Raw genomic sequence first — 23,554 nt, forward strand, 5'->3', positions numbered from 1 at the left:
GGTCCTAAGGTAGCGAAATTCCTTGTCGGGTAAGTTCCGACCTGCACGAATGGCGTAACGACTTCCCCGCTGTCTCCAACACCAACTCAGCGAAATTGAACTCTCCGTGAAGATGCGGAGTACCCGCGGTCAGACGGAAAGACCCCGTGCACCTTTACTACAGCTTTGCAGTGGTGCTAGGGATCTCATGTGTAGGATAGGTGGGAGGCTAGGAAGCCCGGGCGCCAGCTCGGGTGGAGCCATCCTTGAAATACCACCCTTGAGGTCTCTGGCATCTAACCGCGCTCCGTCGATCCGGAGCCGGGACCCTGCATGGCGGGTAGTTTGACTGGGGCGGTCGCCTCCCAAAGTGTAACGGAGGCGCGCGATGGTGGGCTCAGAGCGGTCGGAAATCGCTCGTCGAGTGCAATGGCATAAGCCCGCCTGACTGCAAGACAGACAAGTCGAGCAGAGACGAAAGTCGGCCATAGTGATCCGGTGGTTCCATGTGGACGGGCCATCGCTCAACGGATAAAAGGTACGCCGGGGATAACAGGCTGATGACTCCCAAGAGTCCATATCGACGGAGTCGTTTGGCACCTCGATGTCGGCTCATCACATCCTGGGGCTGGAGCAGGTCCCAAGGGTTCGGCTGTTCGCCGATTAAAGTGGTACGTGAGCTGGGTTTAGAACGTCGTGAGACAGTTCGGTCCCTATCTGCCGTGGGTGTCGGAGTTTTGCGAGGATCTGTCCCTAGTACGAGAGGACCGGGATGGACATACCTCTGGTGCACCGGTTGTCACGCCAGTGGCATGGCCGGGTAGCTAAGTATGGACGGGATAACCGCTGAAAGCATCTAAGCGGGAAACCCACCTCTAAACCAGAACTCCCTTGAGAGCCGTGACAGACCATCACGTCGATAGGAGGCATGTGGACGGGCGGCAACGCCTGAAGCTGAGCCTTACTAATCGCTCGATCGGCTTGATCCTTCCCAGCCGGCGGCCCGCGCGCAGCGGCAAGCCCTGGGCGCACGAGCCAACACCGCAAGAATGCAAAACGTCCTCGCTCAACGAAACCTCTGCCGTCCAGTCCGGATGGTTCGCGTGTGCCTTGGTGACCTGGTGGTCATGGCGAGGCTCCCAACACCCGATCCCATTCCGAACTCGGCCGTGAAACGCCTCAGCGCCGATGGTACTGCGTCTTAAGACGTGGGAGAGTAGGTCGCCGCCAGGTCACCACGGCACACGCCACACCACACCGGATGTGGACGCAGAAGGCTTCGCACCAACTTGACAATCGGCTTCATGAACGGCAAGGCCGGCGCTTTCCCAATGGGAGGCGCCGGCTTTTCGTTGTGCCTGGGCGCTGGAGATGAGCCCCCTCCCTAACCCTCCCCGTACGCCTCCGGTGAGCGCCGCCTTGGCAAAGTAGGGGTCAGCGTCTGAGGTTTGTGTGGCGCGTCATCGCGCGGACGCAAACGAGTTGCAAACGTCATGGCTTACCAGCGGGTCGAGGTTCTGACGGGAACGGAGCGGCGGCGGACCTACACGCCGGCGGAGAAGGTACGGATGGTCGAGGAGGCGTTCCGCCCCGGCGTGGTGGTGACGGAGGCGGCCCGCCGGCTGGGCGTGCACGAAAGCCTGCTGTACCGCTGGCGGGGGCTGATGAAGGCCACGGGGGCCGTCGTGGCCGAACCGTCCAGCTTCGTCGCGGTGACCATCACGCCGGAGCCGACCCTAACCGAACCGCCGGTCGTGGAGCCCCCTGGGCCATTGCCGCTTCCGGCCGCGCCGGCCACGCGCCCGGCGGTCCTCGAGGTCATCTTGCCCAGCGGGGCACGCCTGCGTCTGGAAGGGCCGGTCGACCCGGCTTTGGCGGCGGCTGTCATCGGTGCCCTGGCATGATCCCGGTGCCGAGCGGGGTGCGGGTCTGGCTGGCCACCGGGCACACCGACATGCGCAAGGGCTGGGCGAGCTTGGCGTTGCTGGTGCAGGAACGCTTCGCCCAAGACCCGCACAGCGGCCATCTCTTCATCTTCCGCGGACGCCGCGGCGATCTGGTGAAGATCATCTGGCATGACGGCCAGGGCAGTTGCCTGTTCATGAAGAGGCTGGAGCGGGGCCGTTTCATCTGGCCCACGCCGGCGGACGGCGCGGTATCGATCTCGGTCGGGCAGATGGGCTATCTGCTCGAAGGCATCGACTGGCGCAATCCGCAGAAGACTTGGCGCCCCGAGACCGCGGGGTGACTGCGACACGGTGAATCGACGGACCGGTTCAGGGGGGATTGCGGCGGTTCGACGGCGCGATCCCAGGTAAACTGGCTCCATGACCGCCACCCTGCCCGACGACATCGCCCGCTTGCGCGCCGCCTTGGCGCAGGCCGAGGCACGGGCGGACGCGGCGGAAGCCGAAGCGGCCCGGGCCAGGGCGATGGCGTCGAACACCGAGGCGCTGATCGCCAGCCTGAAGCTGGAAATCGAGAAGCTCCGGCGCGAACTCTACGGCACGCGCTCCGAGCGCAAGGCGCGCCTGCTGGACCAGTTGGAGTTCCAGCTCGAAGAGCTGGAAGCAACGGCCAGCGAGGACGAACTGGCGGCCGAGCAGGCCGCCGCCAAAACCACCGCGGTGACGGCCTTCACCCGCAAACGGCCATCGCGCCAGCCCTTTCCCGACCACCTGCCGCGTGAGCGCGTCGTTGTGCCGGCCCCGGCGAGTTGCCCGTGCTGCGGCTCGGACAAGCTGTGCAAGCTGGGCGAGACGATCACCGAGACGCTGGAGGTGATCCCGCGCCAGTGGAAGGTGATCCAGACAGTGCGGGAGCGGTTCTCCTGCCGGGCCTGCGAGACGATCAGCCAGCCGCCGGCGCCGTTCCACGCCACCCCGCGGGGCTGGGCCGGCCCCAACCTGCTGGCCACCGTTCTGTGCGAGAAGTTCGGCCAGCATCAGCCGCTGAACCGGCAAGCCGAACGCTTCGCGCGCGAGGGCGTGCCGCTCAGCCTGTCCACCCTGGCCGACCAGGTGGGCACCGCCGCCGCGGTGCTGAAGCCGCTGCACGACCTGATCGCGGCGCATGTGATGGCGGCCGGGCGGCTGCATGGAGACGACACGCCGGTGCCCGTGCTGGCCAAGGGCAAGACCGACACCGGGCGGCTGTGGGTGTATGTGCGCGATGACCGGCCGTTCGCCGGCCAAGCCCCACCGGCGGCGCTGTTTCACTATTCGCGCGACCGTAAGGGCGAGCATCCCGAACAGCACTTGGCCGGCTTCACCGGCTGGCTGCAGGCCGATGCGTTCGCCGGCTACAACCGGCTGTACGAGCCCGACCGTCGGCCGGGGCCGATCCATGCCGCGCTGTGCTGGGCGCATGCCCGGCGCGGCTTCTTCAAGTTGGCCGACATCGCCGCGAACACCAGACGCGGCAAGGACGCCCCGCCGATCTCACCGCTGGCGCTGGAGGCCGTGAGGCGCATCGACGCCCTCTTCGATCTCGAGCGCGCCTTGAACGGCAAGCCGGCGGCCGAGCGGCGGGCGGCCCGCCAGGAGCACGGCATCGCCCTGGTAGCCGCGCTGGAGGGCTGGATGCGGATGGAGCGTGCCCGGCTCTCCCGCCATGCCCCCGTGGCCAAGGCGATGGACTACATGCTGACCCGTTGGGACGGCTTCACCCGCTTCCTCGGCGATGGCCGGCTGTGCCTGACGAACAACGCCGCCGAACGCGGCCTGCGCGGGATTGCCTTGGGCAGAAAGGCGTGGCTGTTCTGCGGCTCCGATCGCGGCGGCCACCGGGCCGCCATCATGTACGGCCTGATCACCACGGCCAAGCTCAACGACATCGATCCCCAGGCGTGGCTCGCCGACGTGCTGGCACGCATCAACGACATCCCCCAAACCCGCCTGCACGAACTGCTGCCCTGGAACTGGAAGCCGGCCTGACCGCGGCGCTCACCGGATGCTTACGGTGAGACTTGGAAACTGATGACCGCGGCGGCTGAGACCGCGATCGCCAGCGGCCGGGAGATGGTTGATGCGACACTCCTGGAAGAGTTGCCTTGGGTTGCACCGAGTGAAAGGAGGCGTGCAGGGAGACTTGGATGAGGAGAGCATGCCGCTATAAAAAAGCGTTTATATACTTCCCAAACCCAAAGCTGGCGATACGACTCGCCGGGCACCGATGAGGCGCTCGATTATCTGTACTCGTTGATAAGATTTTCCACGGTTTTGCGCCAATATATCCTAGCTCGTTCTATGTCTATTGGGTCTTGTATGTAATCTTCAGGACTATCGCCGCCATCCAGCATCCTGCGCAACTCCGCGATAAACCGATCCTTTTTCTCGAGAACATCTCGGTCGATTAGTGCGGAGTATACACTGGCTTCGGCTAATGTCATGTCGCCGATTGTCTTGTAACCTGTCTTTCCATTTTCCTTCTTGGCGGGAATGGTGTCGAGATAGCCCCAGAGATCGAGAAAACGCTTATGAAACGATTTGTTTAGCAGGGTGCGGAAAAACGAACATATTCCGGCCTTTTTCCTCCGCTGAGGCTGAGAATGCGGGTTTCAGCGGGCGATTTGGTCGGGACGGAGCGTTTTTCCTCGCTCCGAGGCTCCCAGAACCGCCGTTCAGGCGGATTGCGGGCGTGATTATGCCGCAGCCAGCAGCTTGGGCAGGCGGATCAGGTTGTAAGCGGTGGCGGTTAGGGTGAACATCCAACCGACACGGGCTGCTCCGCAATGGCGCGTCTTGCGCAAGCCGGCTCCCTTGATCCAGCCAAAGACCTCTTCGATCCGCTTGCGGACCCGCAGGCTGACGGCGTAGCCGGGATGGCGGGTGGTCCGGCCGTCGATCGCCGAGCGGCGGTTGCTGGTATTTCGGGCAACATGCGGAGCCACGCCCAAGTCGCGCATGTCCGCCACGAAATCCTTGTTGTCGTAGGCCTTGTCAGCGCCGACCGTGATGCGGTGGCGGCCGGGGATGGCCTCGATCATGGCCACCGCCGCCGCACGTTCGGCCAGGCCGCTGGCCGCGGTGAGCCGCACGTCCACCACCAGGGCGTGGCGGTTCTCCATCAGCGCGTGGCCCATGAAGGCCAGCTTCGCCGGCTGGCCGTTGCCCTTGCGATAGAGCCGCGCCTCGGGATCGCTGGTCGAGGCATGCGTCTCGTTGGACCGCTTCTCGCCATGGAAGTCGCGCTCGCCGTTGCGCCCCGGCCCCGGCGGCTCGCCGCTGCCGTCTTTGGGCCGGAAGCTCTTCACCGACGCCCAGGCTTCGATCAGCGTGCCGTCCACCGAGAAATGCTCGTCCGACAGCAGCGCCTTGACCTTCGGCTGACCCAGCACGGTCGCCAGGAACTTGGCCGCCACATCGCCGGCCAGAAGACGCTCGCGGTTCTTGGTGAACACGGTGACGTCCCACACCGGGGCGTCCATGGACAGGCCGACGAACCAGCGGAACAGCAGGTTGTAATCGAGCTGCTCCATCAACTGGCGTTCCGAGCGCACCGAGTAGAAGGCCTGGAGCAGCAGCGCCCGCAGCAGCTTCTCCGGCGGGATCGAGGGGCGCCCGATCTTGGAGTACAGCCCCTCGAACGCCGGCGACATCACCTCCAGCGCCTCGTCCACGATGGCCCGGATCGCTCGCAGCGGGTGGTTGGCTGGAACCCGCGCCTCGCAGCTCACGTAGCTGAACAGACCCTCGCTGCGTTCGTCCGAACCCCGCATCGTCCCCTCGTCGGTCGCGTTCTTCTCAACCGAAAAGAATCACGACCAACCGCCCGTGCACAGCCCTTTTTCCGCACCCTGCTAAAGCGAACGGAAGTTCGCTTTAACCCTCCCCCGCCGCAGGCGGGGGAGGGGACTGGTTGCGAGGGCGGTGGTCGAGTTGGGTCAGGATGATCTGGGCTTCGGTCAGCAGGGCGTCGCGGACGCGGATGTACTGGTCGAGGGAGGTCCCGGATCGTTGCCGCGCCTGCAAAGCGGCGATCTGGATGTCGAGCGCGTCGAGATCGCGGTCAATGCATTTCAGCGCGTCGCGCGCCCGTTGTTCTTCCTGCGCGTTCATGGCCACTCCTCCCGTGTCTGGTCTGGATTTCCGGCGAATCGCATCCGAACGAGGTACGGCTTTTTGCTTTGGCCTCCCTGGCATTGCTTTTGCTGAACGAACGTTCGTTCACGAGCGTCCGCTCGGCAAGCTGAGAGGGAGACTACGATGGCGTCACGCGGAATCAATGCCGGTTTGGTGATTACGGTCGCTCAGAGTGCCATCGATTTCCTGTGGTCGCATTGGGACGGTTCGTCCAAGACCGTCCGCTCGGCGCTGATGGCCTCGGAATTCTGGACGCTGCAAGCCTATGGTCGCTATGGGCAGTGGGTGCAGTCGGTCACCCGCGACGCGCTGGTCGAGTTTCTTGGCAATTACATCGACCGGCGCATGGAGGTCGGCGACAGCGAGGACCGGGCGGTCGCCACCGCGGTCTATCGTCTGACGGGCAAGACGGTGGGTGCGGTCTGAACAAGCCCAGGGCCGGCGTGCCTGTTTTTTTATCCGGATGCCCATGGGGTGAGCAGTGCTTCCCAGCAGTGCGTCCCATGGGCGTCCGGGAGGCGGATGTCACTCGGGATCGGACCACAGCTTGCCGCCGCTGGCCCAATCGCTCTTCTTCACGTCGTGGAAGATGACATCGACCGCTTCCGGGCTGCAGCCGAGCACCGCGACCGAGGCGTCGGTGAGCGCCTTGGCGTAGGCGCGCTTCTGCTCCAGCGTGCGGCCTTCAAAAAGCTGAACGTTGATCAGCGGCATAATCGTTTCATCCCCTCTGTTGCGGACCGCGGTCCGGAAAGCTCAGGTCCTGTAGTCCGGGCAGCGCCGGTCCAGGCGTCGCAGCAGCGCCGGCCATTCCAGGTCGCCTTCGGGCTCCGGATCGGCGGTGAGCTGCCGGTAGGTCTTGTCGCACAGCTCCGGCGGCGGCGACACCAGTTCCGCGCCGGCCGACTGCGCGGCGAGTTGCATCCGGCACGCCTTGTCCAGCATGTCCATCAGGCAGAAGGCCTCCGCCACCGTCCGTCCGGTCACCAGACTGCCGTGGTTGTGGAGCAGCATCGCCCGGCAGGACCCGAGATTGGCGACGAGGCGGACCTTCTCGCTGTCGGTCAGGGCCAGCCCCTCGTACCGGTGATAGGCGAGGTCGCGGTAAAAGCGCAGGGCGTGCTGGGACAGCGCGAGGAGCCCGTCCTTCAGCATCGACACCGCCACCGCCGCCTCGTTGTGGAGGTGCATGACGCAGCGCGCGTCCTCGCGCGCCGCATGGACGGCCCCATGGATGACGAAGCCGGTGGCGTTCACGGGGTGAGGGCTGTCGCCGATGATGGCGCCGTGGATATCGATCTTCACGAGGTTGGAGGCGGTCACCTCGTCGAAGGTCAGGCCGAAGGGGTTGATGAGGAAGCGCCCCGGCTCCCCCGGCACGGCCAGCGAGATGTGGGTGTAGATCAGGTCGTCCCAGCCGCGCTCGGCGACCAGGCGGTAGGCGGCGGCGAGATCGACCCGCGCCCGCCATTCCGCATCGCTGATGCCGGCGCCGGCAACGCGTGGTCCGGCATGGACGAATGATCCGCTGGTGTCCGTCACGGTCGGCTCCCGGTCTGTGCGATGAGCGGGGAAGCGTCGCACGGCGCGGCGCGGTTGTCCAAGCGTGGTGCTGGGACTATTCCGGATTTCGGAAATCACCGGCCGGCCTGGTTGGGGTCCCTTCGATTGTGGGGCTTCCCGCCGCCGAGTGCACAGCGATTACCATGACCGCGCCGGTCTCCATCCCGTCCTGCCCTCCAGCCACGGCGACCGCTGGGCCTGGGTGGCGCGGCGCAGGGCTTCACGGCAGGCGCCGCTCCGTCGTCTTGGGGGATACCGGACGGATGACGGAGACCCCGATGCCACTCGACAGGGCCGCGATCAAGAACACCAGATCCAAACCACTCGATTTCGCCGATTGGCGGGACAGCGTCCAGGACGCCGCCCAACTCAACGGGCTTGCGAATCTCAGCGTGGTCACCGATCACCACATCTGCCCGCAGAACGTCCTGCTCGATCTCCGCAACAAGGCCGTGGATGCCAGCAGCGACGGCTACCTGATCAATGTCGGCACCTATGCGGTGAACAACGGCGTGATCGCGCCGACCCCGGACCCGCAAGCCCGGATCGAAGCGCTGATGGAGCGGATCCTCTGGGCCTTCGGCAACGTCTTTCCCGGCGCGGAGAACGTGATGCGGGTGGATGACCCCATGGACAGCGGCGGATGGGAGGCGGAGGGAGCGCTGCCCAAGGCGCTGGCCTACGCCAACCAGCTCAAGGATCTGCTCATCCAGGTCATCGCGGCGCCGTCGCACGCGAACTGGCAGCAGGTCGCCAACCACGTCGCCCCGCAAGGCCCGGCGATGCTCAAGGCCCGGAAATCCATCCTGAAATGGGCCGACGCCTGGGCGACCCACCCCGTCTATCGCATCTACATCCGCCTGACGAAGGCGGAGACGGAGAACTGCCGCCGGAACTTCGATTCCTTTCCCGGCTTCGGGGCCTGGGTCCATCCCCGGCATGAGGTTCTCAACCTGATCGCGGACAAGCTGGCCATTTGGGAGCCGACGGTGATGAACAGCGTCGGGGAGGACCAGCGCGTCGCCTACAGGGTCATGCGCGACGACATCAACCAATCCTGCTTCAACGGACAGAACAAATGCAGCGACCGTTGGCTGGAGCATCACCAGGCGCCCTGATGGCGCTCCCCCCTCGTCCGGGGCTCGGGCCTTCGGCTAAAGCGAACTTCCGTTCGCTTTAGACTCACATCGCCTCACTTGCCGGCGGGCTTCGGCCGCATGTGCGGCCGGGGCCGCCGTCGCGGTCCAAAGCGGATTGCAATCCGCTTTAAGTTCCGTCGTCGCCGCGCAGACGTTCGAGGACCTGCCGCAGATCGCCGGGGTGGAGGGGCTTGTGCAGGAAGGAGCAGCCGCGGCGCTGCCCTTCCAGCAAGGCGCTCTGGGCCGTCTCGCCGCTGAGCACCACGGCGGGAATCTCCTGCCCGTACAGGCGGCGGACCCGATCGATCACGTCGAAGCCGGACACCTTTCCGGGCAGCCGCAGGTCGGTCAGGATCACCGAGGGCGGTTCCGGCAACCCGTCCAGCACCGCGAAAACCTCCCGCATGTCGCTCGCGGCGGCGACCGTGCAGCCCCAGCTTTCCAGGATCATCTGAAGGCCGGTCAGGACCATGGCCTCGTCGTCCACGGCCAGCACGGTCATCCCGGTCAGCGGCGGGGCTGTGGCGGCGGACGGCGGGGGCGCGGGTTGGCCGCAAGGCGGTTCGGCCAGTGGGCTTGCCGCCTCCAGCGATACGGAGAAGACCGTGCCGCGCCCGATGCGCGACCGCACCTCGACCTGAAGACCGAGAAGCTCCGCCAGCCGGCGCACGATGGCGAGGCCCAGCCCCAGACCGCGGTTGGGGTCGCGGTTGGGATTCTGGAGCTGGTGGAATTCGTCGAAGATGGCGGTCAGCTGCTCCTCGGGAATGCCGAAGCCGGTGTCCCACACATCGATGCGCCAGCGGTTGCCGCGCCGCCGCATGGCCAGAAGAAGGCCGCCGTGCCGGGTGTAGCGGATGGCGTTGGTCAGCAGGTTGCGCATCACCCGCCCGAACAGCACCGGGTCGGTCTCCACCGTGCCGGGGCACAGGCGGGCGCGCAGCCGCAGCCCCTTCTCCTCGCTCTGCGGACGGAACTCCTGGACGAGCTGGTTCAGAAGCTCGTCCAGGGCGACCGGCTGCGGGTCCGGAGTCACCGTGCCGGCGTCCAGCGTGGAGATGTCGAGCAGCGCGTTCAGCAGCCGCTCACCCGCCGTCATGGCGTTGCCCAGCATCTCGGCCGTGCTCAGCGCCTTCTCGTCGCTGATCTGGCTGCACAGCGCGTCGAGGAACAGGCGCATCGCCTGGAAAGGCTGGCGCAGGTCGTGGCTGGCCGAAGCCAGGAAGCGCGACCGCGCGGCGGTGGTCCGTTCGATCTCGGCGCGCATCGCCCGCTCCATGCGGGCGACGACCCGGTCGTCGGGGGACGCCTGGGCGGCCAGGGCCAGCACGCCGACCGTCTGCCCGTCCTGGGTCAGGGGCACGCCCCGGAAGGCCGCGGGATCGGCGTCGCCCACGGGCAGCAGCTCGATGCCCACCGGCTCCCCGGTGTCGCCGGAGAACAGCGGGTCGACGGCGCCCAGCACCGCCGGCCAGACCGCTCCGAACCAGATCGGGGCCGGCTGCCCGCCCGCGGCCGGTTCCTTTCCGAGAAGGGCGCAGAGCGCGTCGTTGGCGAAGAGCGTGGCGGCGTGCGGCGGCCCGGTCAGCACGAAGGCCGGCAGCGCGGCGGCGTGGCAGACGCGCAGCGCGTTCTCCACGCACTCCGTCTCCGCGGGCGCGGCGTCCATGCTGGTCCTGTTCCTGTGCCGAGGCGTCACGTCGGTCTCTCTAACCGCTGGAGCTGAAGGTGAAGCACCTTAACCTTTGGTGCGTTGGGGATGAAAGCGCCTGAAAGCCCTATATGCCTTCTATGCGGAAGGCATTGGCGGGGACAGGCGGGCAAGGTGGTCCTCCACCATGTATTTCCGGCGGAGCAGCGCCATCAGGCGGATCTTCAGGATGTCCATCGGTTGCGACTTGCCGACGAAGTCGTCGGCGCCGGCGGTCAGGCTGGCGGTCAGCCGGTCGTCGCCCTCCTGGCTGGTCAGGATGACGATCTGGAAGAACAGGCCGCGCCGGCGGCGGAAGCGGTCGAACCGCTCGCAAAGCTGCGTGCCGCTGGTGCCGGGCATCACGAGGTCGAGGATCACGCAATCCAGCCCGCCGTCCTCCAGCGCCGCCACCGCCTCGTCGGCGTTGCGCGCGGCGACGACGTGGCAGCCGTCCTCCTCCAGCTCGGCGCGCAGGAACTCCCGGTAGGTCGCGCTGTCGTCCACCACCAGGATGCGCGCCCTCTGCAGGATGTCGGACACGGTCGGCGGCGCGTTGCGCCGGTCGAGCAGCGCCATGGCCTGCTGCACGACGCCCTGGGAATCGGCGGAATCCACCCATTGCACGTCGGCGGGAACGCCGGACTCCGCCACCCGTTCCGCCGAACCCAGCAGCAGGGCGGGAGCCGGGCAGCGCCGCCGCAGCTCCGTCAGGGTGCGGGCGGCCTCGCCGTCGGCCTCCACCATCAGCAGGTCGAAGGGACGGCGCGCCAGTTCCGCGACCGCGGGTTCCACCGTTTCGACGCAGCTCGCCTCGATGCCCTGCTCCTCCAGCATCAGCTTCAGGAGAAGCCCCTGTGTCTGCGAAGCGATGACGATCAGCGCCCTGGGTCCACTCATGAGGGCTCAACTCCCGTCGAAACCAGTTCCAGCAAACGGGCCGCCACCTTGTCGATGGGCAGCTCCTCGGTAACGCCTCCCAGCCGGACCGCGGTTCCCGGCATGCTGTGGATGACCGCGGTGGAGGCATGCTCCGCGATGGTGTAGGCGCCCGCCCGGTGCATGTCGGTGAGGCCGCGCGCGCCGTCCTCCCCCATGCCGGTCAGCAGCACGCCGATGGCGGCCGCGCCGAAGGCCGAGGCCAGGGAGGAGAACAGCACGTCCCCGGACGGCCTCTGGCCGCAGACCGGATCACCGTTGACCAGCCGCATCCCGCCGGGCTCGGCGGTCAGATGAAGCTCGCCGGGGGCGACATAGACGTGGCCGGGCCGGTGCGGCCCGTCGGAGGCCAGCGCCACCGGCAGCGGCGTGACCGACCCCAGCCAGGAGGCGAAGCCGGCCACGAAGGGAGCGCCGATGTGCTGCACGACGAAGACGGGCAGGGGGAAGTTGGTCGGCAGCCCGCGCAGCAGCTTGACCAGCGCCGCCGGACCGCCCGTCGAGGCGGTGATCCCCAGCGCGCGGAACTGCCGCTTCGCCACGGACGGCGGCAGAGGCGGCGGCAGGGGCGGGGACTTCGCAGCGCCGCCGCCCTTGCCGCGGCCGGCGGTGCCGCCCGGCTCCTCGTCGCCGTTGCGCGGACGCCCGCGCTGCCGGATCACCTTCACCTGGCTCATGATGGTGAGCTGGGTGCAGAGATGGCGGGCGACGGTCTGATAGTCGGCGCGGGCCATGCTGCCCGGCTTCTCGACAACCGCGAGCGCCCCGGCCTGGAGCGCCCGCATCGGGATGTCCAGGTCGCGCACGTCGGAGGCGACCACAACGATCGGCACGGGATGGTCGCGCATCAGCCGCTGCGTCACCGCGAAGCCGTCGATCCCCGGCAGGCGGATGTCCAGCGACACCACGTCCGGCCGCAGCGAGTCGACCATGCGCAGCGCCTGTTCGCCCGACGCGGCGATGCCGGCCAGCTCAAGCCGCGGGTCCTCGCCGATGACGTGGGCGAGGAGCTGCTGGACGACCGGCGAGTCCTCGACCACCAGCACGCGGATCTTGCGGGCGCCGGTCACAGCAGCCGCCGGATGCCGGCCAGAAGCTCGTTCTGGTCGAAGCGGGTCTTGACGATGTAGGCGTCGGCGCCGAGGTCCAGCCCGCGTTCGCGATCCTCGTCGCTGGCGCGCGAGGTGACCAGGATCACCGGCAGGTCGGAGGTCATGGGGTTGCCCTTGACGGCCTGGAGCAGGGCGAACCCGTCCATCCTCGGCATCTCCACGTCGCTGATGATCAGGTTCACATCCTCCAGCTCGCCGAGCGTTTCGACCGCCTCGCGCCCATCCACGCACAGCGTGACCCGGTAACCATGGGCCTCCAGGATGCTCTTTTCCAGGGTTCGCGTGGTGATTGAATCGTCCACCACCAGAATGTGCGGACGCCGCCGTGCCGACTCGTCCACCGGGCGGACCAGCGGCGGCAGGGCCATGCCGGGGCGCGGCGACAGGGCGGCGGGATTCAGCACCAGGGCCGGCGATCCGTCGTCCATCAGCACGGTGCCGAGGAAGCGGACGGCGTCGAGTCCCACCTCCTCCGCCGGGGTGACGACGGAGTCGCGGGTGGCCATCAGCGCGTCCACGACCAGCGCGACCCGCCGCCCGGCGGCGCGCAGGACGACCAGCGCCAGCGGCGCTCCGCTGCCCTGCGGCATGGCGCCGTCGTAGCCGAGCAAGGCGGCCAGCGGCGTCACCGGAACGTCCTCCTCCTCCAGCCGGATGGTCGGGGCGGCGAGGTCGGTGAACAGCGAGTCCGCCGGGACGCGCAGCACGCGCGCCACGTCGTTGCTGGGGATCGCCAGGATGTCGTCCTGGACCGCCACGAAGACCAGCCGCTGGCTGAGCAGGCTGAGCGGAACCTCCACCGTGACGACGGTTCCGCCGCCCTCGCGCGCGGCCAGCGTCACCGAACCCTGGAGCCGGCTCACCTCCCGCCGCACGATGGCGAGACCCATGCCGCGTCCGGCGTATTCGTTCGCGGTGGGGGCGGTGGAGAAGCCCGGCTCGAAGATCAGGTCGAGCAGCCGTTCCTCCGGAGCCGCCTCCGCCTCGTCGGCGCCTAGCAGGCCGCGCTCCACGGCGTGGCGGGCGATGGCTTCGCGGTTCGGACCGCGCCCGTCGTCCTCGACGCGCAGGACGAGGCGGCGCCCGACCACCGAGGCTTCGAAGCGGACGGTGGCGGCGGCGCGCTTGCCCGCGGCCACCCGCTCCTGCGGGGTCTCGACGCCGTGGCTGACGGCGTTGCGCGCGATGTGCAGCACCGGGTCCTTCAGCCGTTGCAGGACCACCCGGTCGGCCTGGGTCTCCAGCCCGCGGATGTCCGCCTCGACCTCCTTGCCCTGGGCGCGGCTGATGTCGCGGATCATCCGGCCGAGGTTGCTGAACTGCGACTCCGCCGGCAGCATGCGCAGCTGCCGCACCTCGTCCTGGAAGCCGCTGCCCCAGCGGCGCAGCGACCAGAGATGGCGGTCATGGGCGCGGTGCGCCGCGTCCAGCGAGGCGCCGAGCGCGCGGAAGCGCCGCTCGAAGGAGGACAGGCGCAAGGCCGTCTCGTCGCCCGTGAAGGAACTGGCGCCGCCGGACCCCGAAACGTCGTGGGGGGCGCGGAGCAGCCGGGGCCGCATGGCGTGCCAGCTCCGCTCCAGCGCGCGCCATTCGCCGCGCAGCTCCCGCAGCTCGGCGACCAGGGCGGACTGGTTCTCGATCTCCGGCAGGAGGCCGGCGGCGGCGGTGAACAGCCGTTCCAGCCCGGCGCTGCGGATGCGGACGAGGGCCGCGCCTTCGCCGGCGTCGACGGAGCGGACCGGGCGCGGCGCGGCGGTCGGAGGAGCCGTTCCCGCCTCCGCCGCGGCCGGGCGGCGCTGGACCGGTTCCGGCCCGCCGCCTTCGCCGCCCATGCGGGTCAGCGCGGCCAGCACCTCGGCAATGTCCACCTCGCCGCCGCCGCGGGTCGCCCAGGCCACCACGTCCTCGATGGCGTCGAGCGCGCGGCGCACCACGTCGCGGGCCGCCGCGTCGAAGGGCACGGCGCCGCGCTGGATGGCGATGAAGGCGGCCTCCAGCCAGTGTGACAGCCGCTCGACCTCCGGCAGGTCCACGGCGCGGGCGGCGCCCTTCAGGCTGTGGGCGCGGCGGTGGATCTCCACCAGATCGGGGTGGTGCGCCGGGTCCTTCTCCACGGCGCGCAGGGCCTCGCGGATGGCCGCGAGATGCTCCTTGTGCTCCAGGTCGAAGGCGGCGAGCAGGCGCGCGCGGATGTCGTTCATGCCGCCGGCGCCTTCCGTCCGTCCTTGTCCGTGCCCTCGCCGCCGCGTGCCGTCGCCATGGTCACACGCGGTAGTTCCGCACGGCCTCGACCAGACCCTGGCCGAGATCGTTGAGGTTGGTGGCGGCGCCTTCGAGCTGGCGGGTGCCGGCGGCGGTCTGGCTGCTCGCCTCGCGGATGTTCTGGAGCGCCTGGATCACCTGCTCCAGGCCGATCTGCTGCTGGTTGGTGCCGGCGACGATCTGCTGGAAGGCGAGCACGCTCTCCTGCACGCTCTCGGCGAGGTCGCGGATGGTCGACTGGGTGGCGTCGGTCTGGCGCTTGCCGGCGCCGACGCGCTTCACGGCCTCCTCCGTCAGCATGACCGAGGCATTGATGCCGTGCTGGATCTCGCTGAGGTTGGAACGGACCTGGGCGGTGGCCTCCTTCGACTGGTCGGCGAGGCTCTTGATCTCGCTCGCCACGACGGCGAAGGTCCGGCCGTGCTCGCCGGCGGCGGCCGCTTCGATGGCGGCGTTGAGGGCCAGCAGGTGGCAGCGCTCGGCGATGTCGTTGACCGTCAGGATGATCTCGCCGATCGCCTGGGTGCGCTCCGACAGGATGACGATGTTCTCGGCGACGGCTTCCGCCTGCTCGCGGATGGCGTCCATCGCTTGGTTGGTGTCCTCCACCGCCTTCAGGCCGGTCTCGGAGTTGGAGGCGGCGACCTGGGCGTTCTGCGCCACGTCCTGGGCGCGGCGGTTGATCTGCGCGCCGGACTCGGTGATCTCGCTGAGCGTCGCGGTGGTCTCCTCCACCGCGGCGAGCTGCTGGGCGACGCTGGCCGCCTGCTGCTGGGTCGAGGCGCGGATCTGCGCGGTCGCGGCGTGCATGCTCTCCGCCGTGGCCCGGGTGGTCCTGGCCATGCTGCGCAGGTTGCCGGTCATCTCGTTCAGATGGGTGCCCAGTTCGGCCAGCTCGTCGTCGCCGGGCACGACCACCGTCTTGGTCAGGTCGCCCTTGCCCACCTGGGTGACGTAGCCGATGGCGGTGCCGAGCCGCTTGGTGACCGAGCTGCCGATCAGGATGGCGATGGCGACGGCCAGGGCCACCACGATGATCAGCGCCAGGATCGAGGAACGCACCGCGTCGTCGTAGAGGGCGCGGATGTTCTGGCGCCCGGCCTCCGACAGGCGGCTGATGTCGCCGTGCAGGTTGGACAGCTGGCCCGCCATGGCCACCCGCATCTCCTCCACCCGCGTCAGCCGCGCCAGCGCCTCCGGCTCGGTTCCCGCGGCCACCCGCTCCATCAGCGTGTTGGCCTCATCAAGCATGCGGTGCGAATACTGGTCGAAGCTGTTGATCTGGGCGACCAGCTCGCCCCAGATGCGGCGGCGGTCCTCGGTGGTGCCCTCGTCGGCCCGCTCGGCGGCGATCCGCTTCAGCTTGGCGACTTGATCGAACATCACCATCGAACCGTCGCGGTAGCGCTGGCGCAACTGGGTGATGTCCGGCAGGCCGCCCTGGATCTGGGCCAGCGCCGCGGCGTGGGTCGCCGCCTCGCGCAGGCTGCGCAGGTTGCTTTCGGTCACCTCGATCTCGCGCACCGCCTCCGACACCTGGATGTCGTAGGTCGCGATGCCCATCATGACCTTCATGCCGTCCGCGAAGCGCATCATCTGGAACGCCGCCAGCAGCCCGGTCAGCAGGCAGACGACCCCGAAGCTGAGCATCAGCTTGTGCTTGACCTTCAATTTCATTCTTCTTTCATGCTCCTCAGCGTCTCCAGGATCGCCGGCACATCCAGCACGGCGACGCGGCCCGGGGTGATGGCGGTGACGAAGGACCCGGCTTCCGGCGGCGCCTTCGCGACGGTACCGTCCAGCTCCGTCACCGTGTCCACGGTGCGCAGGCGCAGCGCCACCGGCCGCTCCCCGCCGCGCAGCACGACGGCGAAGCCGCCGCCCGCGGGAACGGCGTTGCGCCCGCACAGCCGGTCCACGTCGAACAGGCGCATCACCCGCCCGTCGATGGCGATCAGCCCCAGCAGTTCCGGCGGTGCGTGGGGCACGCGCGCCACCCGCGGCAGCGGAACGATGCGGGACAGGTGGCGCAGGTCCATCCCGTAGGCTCCGTCCGCCCCGCGCCCGACCAGCAGGGCGACCGGCGCCTCGGCCTCCGCCGCGGCGTCGGCCTCGTCGGCGGAGGGGACGCGCGCCAGATCCTCGGCGCGGCGCAGCAGCAGCGCGTCGGCCCAGGCGCCGCCCGGCGCTGCGGCCTGCTCCAGATCCCGGTTCTGGCGGGCCAGGCGCGCGCGGACGGCGGCCCAGTCGATGCCGCCGGCTTGCTGGGTCATCGCCTTGGCCGCCGCTTCGGCTCCGGTCCGGTTGTCCATCACGGCTCCTCACCCGAGAACCAGAGATCGATCATGCTGCGCAGCTCGGCCACCGTCAGGCCGCCGCCCTCGGCCACCAGCTCCGTCGCGTCGTGGGCGGCGACGGTGGCGCGGGCGTTGCGGAAATGGCGCTGCGCGGGAGCCAGCTTGCCGCGCCGCCAATAGGCCAGCGCCAGGTGGTAGTCGGCCAGCGCGAAGTCGGAATCCAGATACAGCGCCCGCTTGAAGGCGGCGATCGGGTCGCCGACTCCCAGCTCCTCCTCCAGCAGGCCCAACCGGAAATGGACCACCGGGTCGAGGCGGTTGCGCTCGGCCAGGGCGATGCAGGCGTCCAGCGCCGCCGCCCGGTCGCCCTCGGCCACGGCGGGGGCTCGGGCCGGGGAGGGTGCCGTCGGCTGCGGGGTGGGAAGGGGGGCGGGCGTCGATTTTGCCGAAGGCGCGCGCAGCCGCGCCGCGGAGGGCGTCGCCGCGCTGCGCTTCTTCGCTGGCGTGAGTTCCGCGGGTTTCGGTTCGGCTTGCCTTGGCTCGGCGGGCTTCAGCTCGGCCGGGCTGGACGGCGTGAAGACGGGGAGCGCCGCCGGAGCCGCCGGCAAGGCTGCCGAAGGCGCGCAACCGGGGCGCGGCTTGCGGTAGATGGTGGCGCCCGGCACCGGCACGGGGGTGAACAGGCTGTTGACCTGCTGCCCCGTCTCGGCATGGCCGACCACCAGCCAGCCGTTGGGCACCAGCACGTCGTGGAGGTTTTCCAGCAGGCGGGTGCGCGTCGGCTCGTCGAAATAGATCATGACGTTGCGGCACAGCACGACGTCCAGAGCGCCCAGGCCCCGCGGGTAGTTGGGCAGCGGCCCGTCCACGAGGTTGAAGACGGAGAAGTTCGTCCATTCGCGGAAGCGCGGCTTCACCGCCCACAGGTCGCCCTGCCGGTCGAAGCATTCCGCCAGGACCGCGGGGTCGAGCCCGCGCACCGCCCAGTTCCCGTAGACGCCGCGCCGCGCCGTCTCGACGAAGCTGGCGTTCAGGTCGGTGCCGACGATGCTGACCTGCCAGTCGCGCAGCTTTTCGGCGAAATGCCGCTTCAGCAGGATTTCCAGCGTGTAGGCCTCCGGCCCGATCGAGCAGCCGGCGCTCCAGATGCGCAGCAGGCGGCTTTCCCGGTTGCGGCGCAGGCATTCGGGGATGGCGACGGCGCACAGCGCCTCGAACTGTTCGGCGTAGCGGAAGAAGAAGGTCTCGCCGACCGTCAGCTCGTTGATGAGCGCCTGATACTCCGGCCCGGTCGGCCCCTCCCCGGCGAGCTGCGCCAGATAGGCGGCGAGGCCCAGGGTCGGCTTGTCCGACAGGCGGCGGTTGATGCGCTCCGCCAGGGCGGCGTCCTTGTCGGCGTAGTAGGCGAGCCCGGTCGCGCCGATGACGGCGGCCTTGATCCGGGGAAAGACCGGGTCGCGCAGAATGGCCTCGATGCGGTTCATCGGGCCTCCTCGCCGGTTTCGGAATCAGGGGCGCCCAGCCATGCCAGACGCTCGTCGGCCATGGCCTGGAAGGCGGCGAGCAGCCGGTCCTCGGCCTCGGTCAGCAGGCGGGACGGGTCGATCACCGTGGCCGTCCCGCCATCATGGGGGCCGCCGTGGGGGATGGTCGCCACGGCGCAGCCGTTGAAGGTCAGGCCGGGGTCGGCCGCCGTCCGCTCCGCGTCGGGGACGGGCAGGATGTTGAACACCCGTTCGGCCAGCAGGGCCAGCGGACGGCCGCGCCAGTCGGTCAGGAACAGCGGCGCATACAGCTCCGGCGTCGCGGCCTCGAAGCCGAAGAGAAGATCGAGCCGCAGGACCGGGATGGCGCGGCCCTGGTGGCGGAACAGCCCGGCGACCACGGCGGGCGCCGCGGGCGGACGGTCGAGCCGGGGCAGCGGCAGGAACCGGCGCACGGAGTCCGCCGGCAGGGCCAGAATCCTGCCGGAGACGGAGAAGATCACGTACCGTGTCGCGGATGCCGTCGCAGCCATCGCGGGCGCACACCTTCCTTTGTCAGTTGCCGGGTCCGGGGAGCGCAGCCGGACCCCGACCCTATTGTTGGGCGGCGCCGGGGGGCTTGAAACCGGCGCAGAACATGCCGCATCGCACCCGGGATGGAAATACCACCAAAGGCAAAAGCCTCAGCCCAAGGTGGCGGTATGACGCCGGTCATACGGCGCGCGCCGGAAGGCTTGCTGTTTTCGCAATTGCGGTTACAAACATCCTCCCAACTGCCGACCGGCCGCATCGACCAGAGGGGATCATGATCAAGGTTGTCCGAGCGAAATTGCACTGCCTGCGCGTCACCGACGCCAACCTGAATTATCAGGGGTCGATCACGCTCGATCCGGAGCATTGCGAGGCGGTCGGGATCTACCCGCTGGAATTCGTGGAGATCTGGAACAAGAACTCCGGCGCGCGGATCAGCACCTACGTGATTTACGGCGAGCGCGGCTCGCGCTGCTGCGTGCTGAACGGTTCGGCGGCGCGGAGCTGCCAGCCGGGCGACGAGGTCATCATCGCCGCGTCCTGGTATTGCCAGCCGACAGAGCTGGCGACGCTGCGGCCGCGCGTGCTGACCTTCAACGCCGACAACAGCGTCGACCGGTCGCTGACCTACGACGTGACGGCGCTGGACGGCGGGCGCTTCGACTTCGCGATTCGCGAGGGCGCCTTCCTGGAACCGGAACCGGCCTGACCCGCCGGCTTTCGAATCCCCGCAAATAAAGGACGCGGTTCCGGGCGAGTCCACGCGCAAAGCGAGCGCTGCGGCGACTTGCGCGCGACTTGCGAGGAATAGGCCCCGAGTCCCACTTGAACGCGCGGCAATTTTTGCCTACTCTACCGGTGTGGGAGTGCGGACAGCGAGGAGTGCGTGTCATGGGCGTCAGCGGCATAGGGGGCTATCAACAGCAGGCCTTCACGACACCGTTAAGCAGCGGGCCGGCGGCCCTTCAGCAGACACGGGGAACCGACGCGAACCAGCAGGCCCAGCAGGCCGAAGAGGATCGCCGTCAGCAGATCCAGGCCCAGGATCAGCAGGCGCAGCAGAGCCAGCAGGCCCTGGCGTCGGGCGGCAACACCACCCCGACCCGCGGACAGAACCTCAACATCACGGTCTGATCGCGCGTCGTCCAATCGGGGCCCGCCCGGCTGGTCCGGGCCCGGGCCCGCAGGGGAAAGGCGGCCAGCCTTGGACATCCGAAGCGTTTCCGGCATCCAGGCGAACCGGCCGACTCCGGCATCGACGGTTCCGACGCCGCCGTCCGTGGCCGATGCCGCGGCACCGACTTCCCAAACCGCTTCCAGCGTTGCGGACCAATCCGCCTCGGCGGCGTCCCCGTCCGATCCCGTCGTGGTGGCGGGCGGCTACATCAGTCCGGTCCTGCGCTACGACCAGGGCGCGCGGCTGGCCGTCATCTATTTCCGCGACCGCTCCTCGGGCGAGACCCAGAACCAGATCCCGGCGCAACAGGTTGTGGAGGAATACCGCCGCACCGCCAGCCGCCTGGGGGCTCCGACCGACGCCGCGGCAGACGGCGGCACGGGCAAGGAGGCTGCGGCGTCTGGCGGCACCGCCGCGCCGGGTGGCGCCGGACGGAGCGCCGCTCCGGGATTCGGCACCTCGATGCCGAGCGGCACCCCGTCCACCGAAACCACGCCCACCGAAACCACGCCCGCGACGGGCGCCGGGTTGGCCCGCACCGCTCCCGCGGCCGCTTCCCCGGCTGTTGGGTCCTACGGCGCCGGTTCGCCGGGCGCCATCGTCTCCGTCACCGTCTGATCCGGCAGCTCAAAGCGGGCGACCAGCGGCGCGTGGTAGCTTTCCGGGGAATGGCTGACCGTGGCGTGGGCGACCAGCTCGTCGCCCAGCGCCTCGTTGTGGATTTCGGCGGAGCGGAACCAGCCCAGCAGGGCGCGCGACACCAGCAGATGGTCGAGCATCACCGCGTCGCCGCCGTGCAGAACGGTGAAGCGCCGCTCCTCGGGGACCGAGCGTTCCAGCGGCACCAGCGACCGCCCGGCGAGATGGCCGTTGCCGGTCTCGTCCAGGTCGGCGCGGATGATGCGGACGGGGGTCTGCTCGATCTCGGCGTTGAGGTCGCCGGCGACCAGGATCAGCGCCTGCGGGTCGGCGTCGAACACCCGCTCGACCGCCAGCCGGGCCTCCAGCGCCTGCCCGGCCCGCTTGATCGAGGCCAGATAGAAGCCCTCTGCCCAGCCGCCGACGCTCTTCCAGGTGGAGGCGTTCTTCTTCTGCCCCGGCACCGGCGCGGCGATGGGCGCGCGCAGATGCAGGTTGAAGACGTGCAGCCGCCGCCCACCGGGCAGCCCGATCTCGCCATGGAGCACCGGGCGGTCCCAGGTCACGGCGTCGCCGCCGGGCTGGGCCGGGTCGGCGGTGACCATTCGGACCTGGGGGGAGGGCACCAGATCGTGCCGGTACTGCCGCGCCGCCAGGATCGGCCAGCGGCTCACCAGCACGAGGTTGTGGCGGTCGGCCAGCTTGGTCCCCTCGCCGCCGGAGGTCCGGTGGAAATCAGCGTAGGGGCCGCCCTCCAGCAGCCGGTTCAGAGCGCGCAGGGTCCGCGGCTGCCCCTTCGCGTCGCGCTGGCCGTTGACCTCCTGAAGGCACAGGATGTCGGCGTCCAGCCGCTCCAGCTGCGGGCGCAGCACGGCGGCGCGCTCCTCGAAGGAGAGGTCGCCGGCGTCGTCCAGGCTCTCCAGGTTGAAGGTGGCGATGCGGATGTCGCTGCGGGTGCTGCGGCTCATGACCCCTCCCCGGACGTCCGGCCCGCCGCGGCGCGCGGGCGCGCCAGGAACAGGTGGTTGCGGTTGATGCGCCGCCGCCGCCGCCGGTGCGCGCTCAGCATCGCCGTGGAGGCGACGAGCGTGGCGTCCAGCCCGGACTCGGCCATGCGCTGGGGGTATCCGTACCATAAATCCGGTAGTGATAGGGATGGCCGAAGGCGGCCAGCCGCTTGGCGGGGGTGTCCATCGCCGGGTCCTCCCGCGTCGGCCCCTTGGGGTCGTAGGGGAACAGCAGGACGGCGCGGCCCGAGGGTTTCAGGACGCGGGCGATCTCGCGCAGCGCGGCACGGTCGTCGGGGACATGCTCCAGCACGTGGCTGGACAGGACGAGGTCGAAACGGCCGTCCGGGAAGGGCAGGTCGGTCAGGTCGGCCTGCACGTCGGCGGCCGGGTTGAAGCGGTCCAGCGTGACGTAGCGTCGGCCGTGCCGCGCCCGCAGCAGCGGTTCCAGGCAGGTCTCGGGGGCGGTGTGCAGGATGCGCAGCGAGCGGCGCAGCACGTCCGTCCGCTCCGCCAGGAAGCTCCACAGGAAGCGGTGCCGCTCCAGCGACCCGCAGTCCGGGCAGCGGGCGTTGCGCCGCCCGCCCAGCCCGAAGGGGAGGAAGCGCGCCGCCTCCCGCCCGCAGAGCGGGCAGAGCAAAGGGCCGGCGGCGGGGATCAGGCCGCGGGCGCCCTCGTAGCGCGGGCGCTCGTACAGCGACTCCCGCCGGTAGACGGCGGCCTCGTCGAGATTCTGGTCCGCGATGGCGGGCAGCAGGCGGGACAATCCATGGAGCATGGGGATCAGAACAGTTCCACGTCGCCATCGATCCCGGTCTTGCGCAGCCGGTCCATGAAGGAGGTCTCGGACCGCGCGATGTCGCGCACCGTTTCCTCCGCGATCAGGCGGCGCTGGGTGCGGCCGGAGGTGGGGTAGAAGCGCACCGCGCGGGCCGCCGTGCCGCCGACGTCCCAGCTCATCGTCGGGATGCCTTCGGCGGCCAGATACTCCATGACGAACTCGACGTTGCGCTGGCCGATGCCGGAGCTGCGCGGCGCGCCGTTCACGCTGGCCCCGCCGAAGATCTTGGCGCGCAGCCGGTCGCGCCGCCCGGTCGCCGCCAGCAGCCGGTTGATGAGCTGCTCCATGGCGGCACTGCCATAGCGGGAGGAGATGGACAGCCGGTCGCCGTTGTGGTCGGGCAGCAGGAAGTGGTTCATCCCGCCGATCGCCGCGACCGGATCGAACAGGCAGGCGGCGATGCAGGAGCCCAGCGTGGTGGTGATGACGACGTTCGGGTCGTCGCTGACCACGCAGCCGCCGACCACGATGTTGACCACCTCCGCACCCAACCGCCGGTCATGGTAGCGGTTGGCCGCGATGTCCGGTGTGTCGGAACCCTGCTGGTGTCGGCGCGCGCGCGGGGTGATCGGCATCCAGAACCTCGGTGGGACATTCGGTCGCAGTGTACAACCGACCGTCGCCCTTCGCCAAGCGTCGCGGTTGCGGGCGCGATTGCCCCCTCTCCCGCCCCGGGAGAGGGAAGGGGCTCACGCCGCAGGCGTGGGAAGGGTGAGGGTGCCACCAAGGATCATGCTTCAATCCTCGCACGACCCTCACCCGCCCGCTGTCGCGGGCACCCTCTCCCGGGGCGGGAGAGGGGGGAAGACCC

General features: G+C 69.2%; 23 protein-coding genes and 2 rRNA genes (1 of these 25 cut by a window edge). 10 read left to right on the plus strand and 15 right to left on the minus strand.

The genetic code is table 11. The features are described from left to right. The 5 genes from D3869_RS20475 to tnpC all read left to right on the plus strand — a co-directional run. A 23S ribosomal RNA gene (locus tag D3869_RS20475) occupies positions 1-968 on the plus strand; it begins 1,779 nt to the left of the window's first position. Between the two features lie 128 nt (positions 969-1,096). Then, positions 1,097-1,212 (plus strand): 5S ribosomal RNA (rrf, locus tag D3869_RS20480). A gap of 260 nt (positions 1,213-1,472) precedes the next feature. Continuing rightward, on the plus strand, positions 1,473-1,883 hold the full coding sequence (gene tnpA, locus D3869_RS20485; protein ID WP_137141666.1) for an IS66-like element accessory protein TnpA: 411 nt from the start codon (positions 1,473-1,475) through the stop codon (positions 1,881-1,883). Beyond that, a complete protein-coding gene (gene tnpB, locus D3869_RS20490) occupies positions 1,880-2,227 on the plus strand; it encodes an IS66 family insertion sequence element accessory protein TnpB (protein ID WP_137138615.1) in 348 nt (115 codons plus the stop codon). The genes tnpA and tnpB overlap by 4 nt, the downstream gene beginning before the upstream one ends. A 79-nt stretch (positions 2,228-2,306) precedes the next feature. Continuing rightward, positions 2,307-3,914 (plus strand): IS66 family transposase, encoded by a 1,608-nt coding sequence (gene tnpC / locus D3869_RS20495; protein WP_137141667.1) that lies wholly within the window; start codon positions 2,307-2,309, stop codon positions 3,912-3,914. Between the two features lie 707 nt (positions 3,915-4,621). Here tnpC and D3869_RS20500 read toward each other — a convergent pair. Beyond that, on the minus strand, positions 4,622-5,698 hold the full coding sequence (locus D3869_RS20500; RefSeq protein ID WP_137141668.1) for an IS5 family transposase: 1,077 nt from the start codon (positions 5,696-5,698) through the stop codon (positions 4,622-4,624). Positions 5,699-5,801: 103 nt separating this feature from the next. After that, positions 5,802-6,038, minus strand: a complete 237-nt coding sequence (locus D3869_RS20505) for a hypothetical protein (protein ID WP_137141669.1) — start codon at positions 6,036-6,038, stop codon at positions 5,802-5,804. Positions 6,039-6,215: 177 nt separating this feature from the next. On the opposite strand from D3869_RS20505, the gene D3869_RS20510 reads away from it, so the two are divergent. Then, positions 6,216-6,488 carry a hypothetical protein gene (locus D3869_RS20510; protein WP_247895810.1) on the plus strand — a complete coding sequence of 91 codons (273 nt, stop codon included), beginning with the start codon at positions 6,216-6,218 and terminating at the stop codon, positions 6,486-6,488. Positions 6,489-6,587: 99 nt separating this feature from the next. Here D3869_RS20510 and D3869_RS20515 read toward each other — a convergent pair whose 3' ends face one another. Together D3869_RS20515 and D3869_RS20520 are read right to left on the minus strand one after the other, a co-directional pair. Continuing rightward, complete coding sequence (locus D3869_RS20515; RefSeq protein ID WP_014197963.1) at positions 6,588-6,776, minus strand: 4-oxalocrotonate tautomerase; 189 nt, start codon at positions 6,774-6,776, stop codon at positions 6,588-6,590. Positions 6,777-6,818: 42 nt separating this feature from the next. Beyond that, positions 6,819-7,604 carry a class II aldolase/adducin family protein gene (locus tag D3869_RS20520; RefSeq protein ID WP_137141671.1) on the minus strand — a complete coding sequence of 262 codons (786 nt, stop codon included), beginning with the start codon at positions 7,602-7,604 and terminating at the stop codon, positions 6,819-6,821. A gap of 299 nt (positions 7,605-7,903) precedes the next feature. Between D3869_RS20520 and D3869_RS20525 the strand changes: the two genes are divergently transcribed. After that, positions 7,904-8,743: a hypothetical protein gene (locus D3869_RS20525; RefSeq protein WP_137141672.1), complete on the plus strand. Its 840-nt coding sequence runs from the start codon at positions 7,904-7,906 to the stop codon at positions 8,741-8,743. Between the two features lie 148 nt (positions 8,744-8,891). On the opposite strand, the gene D3869_RS20530 is transcribed toward D3869_RS20525, so the two are convergent. From D3869_RS20530 to D3869_RS20565, 8 genes are all read right to left on the minus strand, one after another. Next, positions 8,892-10,433 (minus strand): hybrid sensor histidine kinase/response regulator, encoded by a 1,542-nt coding sequence (locus tag D3869_RS20530; RefSeq protein WP_247895811.1) that lies wholly within the window; start codon positions 10,431-10,433, stop codon positions 8,892-8,894. Between the two features lie 120 nt (positions 10,434-10,553). After that, positions 10,554-11,354, minus strand: a complete 801-nt coding sequence (locus D3869_RS20535) for a response regulator (protein ID WP_137141674.1) — start codon at positions 11,352-11,354, stop codon at positions 10,554-10,556. Continuing rightward, positions 11,351-12,463, minus strand: coding sequence for a chemotaxis protein CheB (locus D3869_RS20540; RefSeq protein ID WP_137141675.1), 1,113 nt, complete (start codon positions 12,461-12,463; stop codon positions 11,351-11,353). The genes D3869_RS20535 and D3869_RS20540 overlap by 4 nt, the downstream gene beginning before the upstream one ends. Further along, positions 12,460-14,706, minus strand: coding sequence for a hybrid sensor histidine kinase/response regulator (locus D3869_RS20545; protein WP_137141676.1), 2,247 nt, complete (start codon positions 14,704-14,706; stop codon positions 12,460-12,462). Before D3869_RS20545 ends, D3869_RS20540 begins: the two co-directional genes overlap by 4 nt. Before the next feature lie 61 nt (positions 14,707-14,767). Beyond that, positions 14,768-16,444: a methyl-accepting chemotaxis protein gene (locus D3869_RS20550; RefSeq protein WP_137141677.1), complete on the minus strand. Its 1,677-nt coding sequence runs from the start codon at positions 16,442-16,444 to the stop codon at positions 14,768-14,770. Continuing rightward, on the minus strand, positions 16,441-17,079 hold the full coding sequence (locus tag D3869_RS20555) for a chemotaxis protein CheW (protein ID WP_137141678.1): 639 nt from the start codon (positions 17,077-17,079) through the stop codon (positions 16,441-16,443). The genes D3869_RS20550 and D3869_RS20555 overlap by 4 nt, the downstream gene beginning before the upstream one ends. Then, the gene (locus D3869_RS20560; protein WP_137141679.1) at positions 17,079-18,548 is read right to left on the minus strand and encodes a CheR family methyltransferase; all 1,470 of its coding nucleotides are present in this window, start codon (positions 18,546-18,548) and stop codon (positions 17,079-17,081) included. Before D3869_RS20560 ends, D3869_RS20555 begins: the two co-directional genes overlap by 1 nt. Beyond that, positions 18,545-19,081 carry a chemotaxis protein CheW gene (locus tag D3869_RS20565; RefSeq protein ID WP_137141680.1) on the minus strand — a complete coding sequence of 179 codons (537 nt, stop codon included), beginning with the start codon at positions 19,079-19,081 and terminating at the stop codon, positions 18,545-18,547. The genes D3869_RS20560 and D3869_RS20565 overlap by 4 nt, the downstream gene beginning before the upstream one ends. Before the next feature lie 272 nt (positions 19,082-19,353). On the opposite strand from D3869_RS20565, the gene panD reads away from it, so the two are divergent. From panD to D3869_RS20580, 3 genes are all read left to right on the plus strand, one after another. Next, the gene (gene panD, locus D3869_RS20570; protein WP_137141681.1) at positions 19,354-19,788 is read left to right on the plus strand and encodes an aspartate 1-decarboxylase; all 435 of its coding nucleotides are present in this window, start codon (positions 19,354-19,356) and stop codon (positions 19,786-19,788) included. A 182-nt stretch (positions 19,789-19,970) separates the two neighbouring features. Beyond that, positions 19,971-20,213: a hypothetical protein gene (locus tag D3869_RS33165; RefSeq protein WP_175426536.1), complete on the plus strand. Its 243-nt coding sequence runs from the start codon at positions 19,971-19,973 to the stop codon at positions 20,211-20,213. Between the two features lie 70 nt (positions 20,214-20,283). After that, positions 20,284-20,874 (plus strand): hypothetical protein, encoded by a 591-nt coding sequence (locus D3869_RS20580; RefSeq protein WP_137141682.1) that lies wholly within the window; start codon positions 20,284-20,286, stop codon positions 20,872-20,874. Here D3869_RS20580 and D3869_RS20585 read toward each other — a convergent pair. The 3 genes from D3869_RS20585 to D3869_RS20595 all read right to left on the minus strand — a co-directional run bounded on the left by D3869_RS20585 (position 20,829) and on the right by D3869_RS20595 (position 23,318). After that, positions 20,829-21,863 carry an endonuclease/exonuclease/phosphatase family protein gene (locus D3869_RS20585; protein ID WP_137141683.1) on the minus strand — a complete coding sequence of 345 codons (1,035 nt, stop codon included), beginning with the start codon at positions 21,861-21,863 and terminating at the stop codon, positions 20,829-20,831. The two genes, D3869_RS20580 and D3869_RS20585, sit on opposite strands and share 46 nt — an antisense overlap. Before the next feature lie 94 nt (positions 21,864-21,957). Then, positions 21,958-22,680 carry a class I SAM-dependent methyltransferase gene (locus D3869_RS20590; RefSeq protein ID WP_137141684.1) on the minus strand — a complete coding sequence of 241 codons (723 nt, stop codon included), beginning with the start codon at positions 22,678-22,680 and terminating at the stop codon, positions 21,958-21,960. A 5-nt stretch (positions 22,681-22,685) separates the two neighbouring features. Further along, positions 22,686-23,318, minus strand: a complete 633-nt coding sequence (locus tag D3869_RS20595) for a chemotaxis protein (protein WP_137141685.1) — start codon at positions 23,316-23,318, stop codon at positions 22,686-22,688. Between the last annotated feature and the right edge of the window lie 236 nt (positions 23,319-23,554).

The sequence above is a fragment of the Azospirillum brasilense genome, assembly GCF_005222205.1.
GTDB classification, from domain to species: Bacteria; Pseudomonadota; Alphaproteobacteria; order Azospirillales; family Azospirillaceae; genus Azospirillum; species Azospirillum brasilense_G.

Coding starts and splice junctions, on each gene's coding strand:
- tnpA (WP_137141666.1), top strand. CDS start 1,473: ATGGCTTACCAGCGGGTCGAGGTTCTGACGGGAACGGAGCGGCGGCGG.
- tnpB (WP_137138615.1), top strand. CDS start 1,880: ATGATCCCGGTGCCGAGCGGGGTGCGGGTCTGGCTGGCCACCGGGCAC.
- tnpC (WP_137141667.1), top strand. CDS start 2,307: ATGACCGCCACCCTGCCCGACGACATCGCCCGCTTGCGCGCCGCCTTG.
- D3869_RS20500 (WP_137141668.1), bottom strand. CDS start 5,698: ATGCGGGGTTCGGACGAACGCAGCGAGGGTCTGTTCAGCTACGTGAGC.
- D3869_RS20505 (WP_137141669.1), bottom strand. CDS start 6,038: ATGAACGCGCAGGAAGAACAACGGGCGCGCGACGCGCTGAAATGCATT.
- D3869_RS20515 (WP_014197963.1), bottom strand. CDS start 6,776: ATGCCGCTGATCAACGTTCAGCTTTTTGAAGGCCGCACGCTGGAGCAG.
- D3869_RS20525 (WP_137141672.1), top strand. CDS start 7,904: ATGCCACTCGACAGGGCCGCGATCAAGAACACCAGATCCAAACCACTC.
- D3869_RS20530 (WP_247895811.1), bottom strand. CDS start 10,433: ATGGACGCCGCGCCCGCGGAGACGGAGTGCGTGGAGAACGCGCTGCGC.
- D3869_RS20535 (WP_137141674.1), bottom strand. CDS start 11,354: ATGAGTGGACCCAGGGCGCTGATCGTCATCGCTTCGCAGACACAGGGG.
- D3869_RS20545 (WP_137141676.1), bottom strand. CDS start 14,706: ATGAACGACATCCGCGCGCGCCTGCTCGCCGCCTTCGACCTGGAGCAC.
- D3869_RS20550 (WP_137141677.1), bottom strand. CDS start 16,444: ATGAAATTGAAGGTCAAGCACAAGCTGATGCTCAGCTTCGGGGTCGTC.
- D3869_RS20555 (WP_137141678.1), bottom strand. CDS start 17,079: ATGGACAACCGGACCGGAGCCGAAGCGGCGGCCAAGGCGATGACCCAG.
- D3869_RS20560 (WP_137141679.1), bottom strand. CDS start 18,548: ATGAACCGCATCGAGGCCATTCTGCGCGACCCGGTCTTTCCCCGGATC.
- D3869_RS20565 (WP_137141680.1), bottom strand. CDS start 19,081: ATGGCTGCGACGGCATCCGCGACACGGTACGTGATCTTCTCCGTCTCC.
- panD (WP_137141681.1), top strand. CDS start 19,354: ATGATCAAGGTTGTCCGAGCGAAATTGCACTGCCTGCGCGTCACCGAC.
- D3869_RS33165 (WP_175426536.1), top strand. CDS start 19,971: ATGGGCGTCAGCGGCATAGGGGGCTATCAACAGCAGGCCTTCACGACA.
- D3869_RS20585 (WP_137141683.1), bottom strand. CDS start 21,863: ATGAGCCGCAGCACCCGCAGCGACATCCGCATCGCCACCTTCAACCTG.
- D3869_RS20590 (WP_137141684.1), bottom strand. CDS start 22,680: ATGCTCCATGGATTGTCCCGCCTGCTGCCCGCCATCGCGGACCAGAAT.
- D3869_RS20595 (WP_137141685.1), bottom strand. CDS start 23,318: ATGCCGATCACCCCGCGCGCGCGCCGACACCAGCAGGGTTCCGACACA.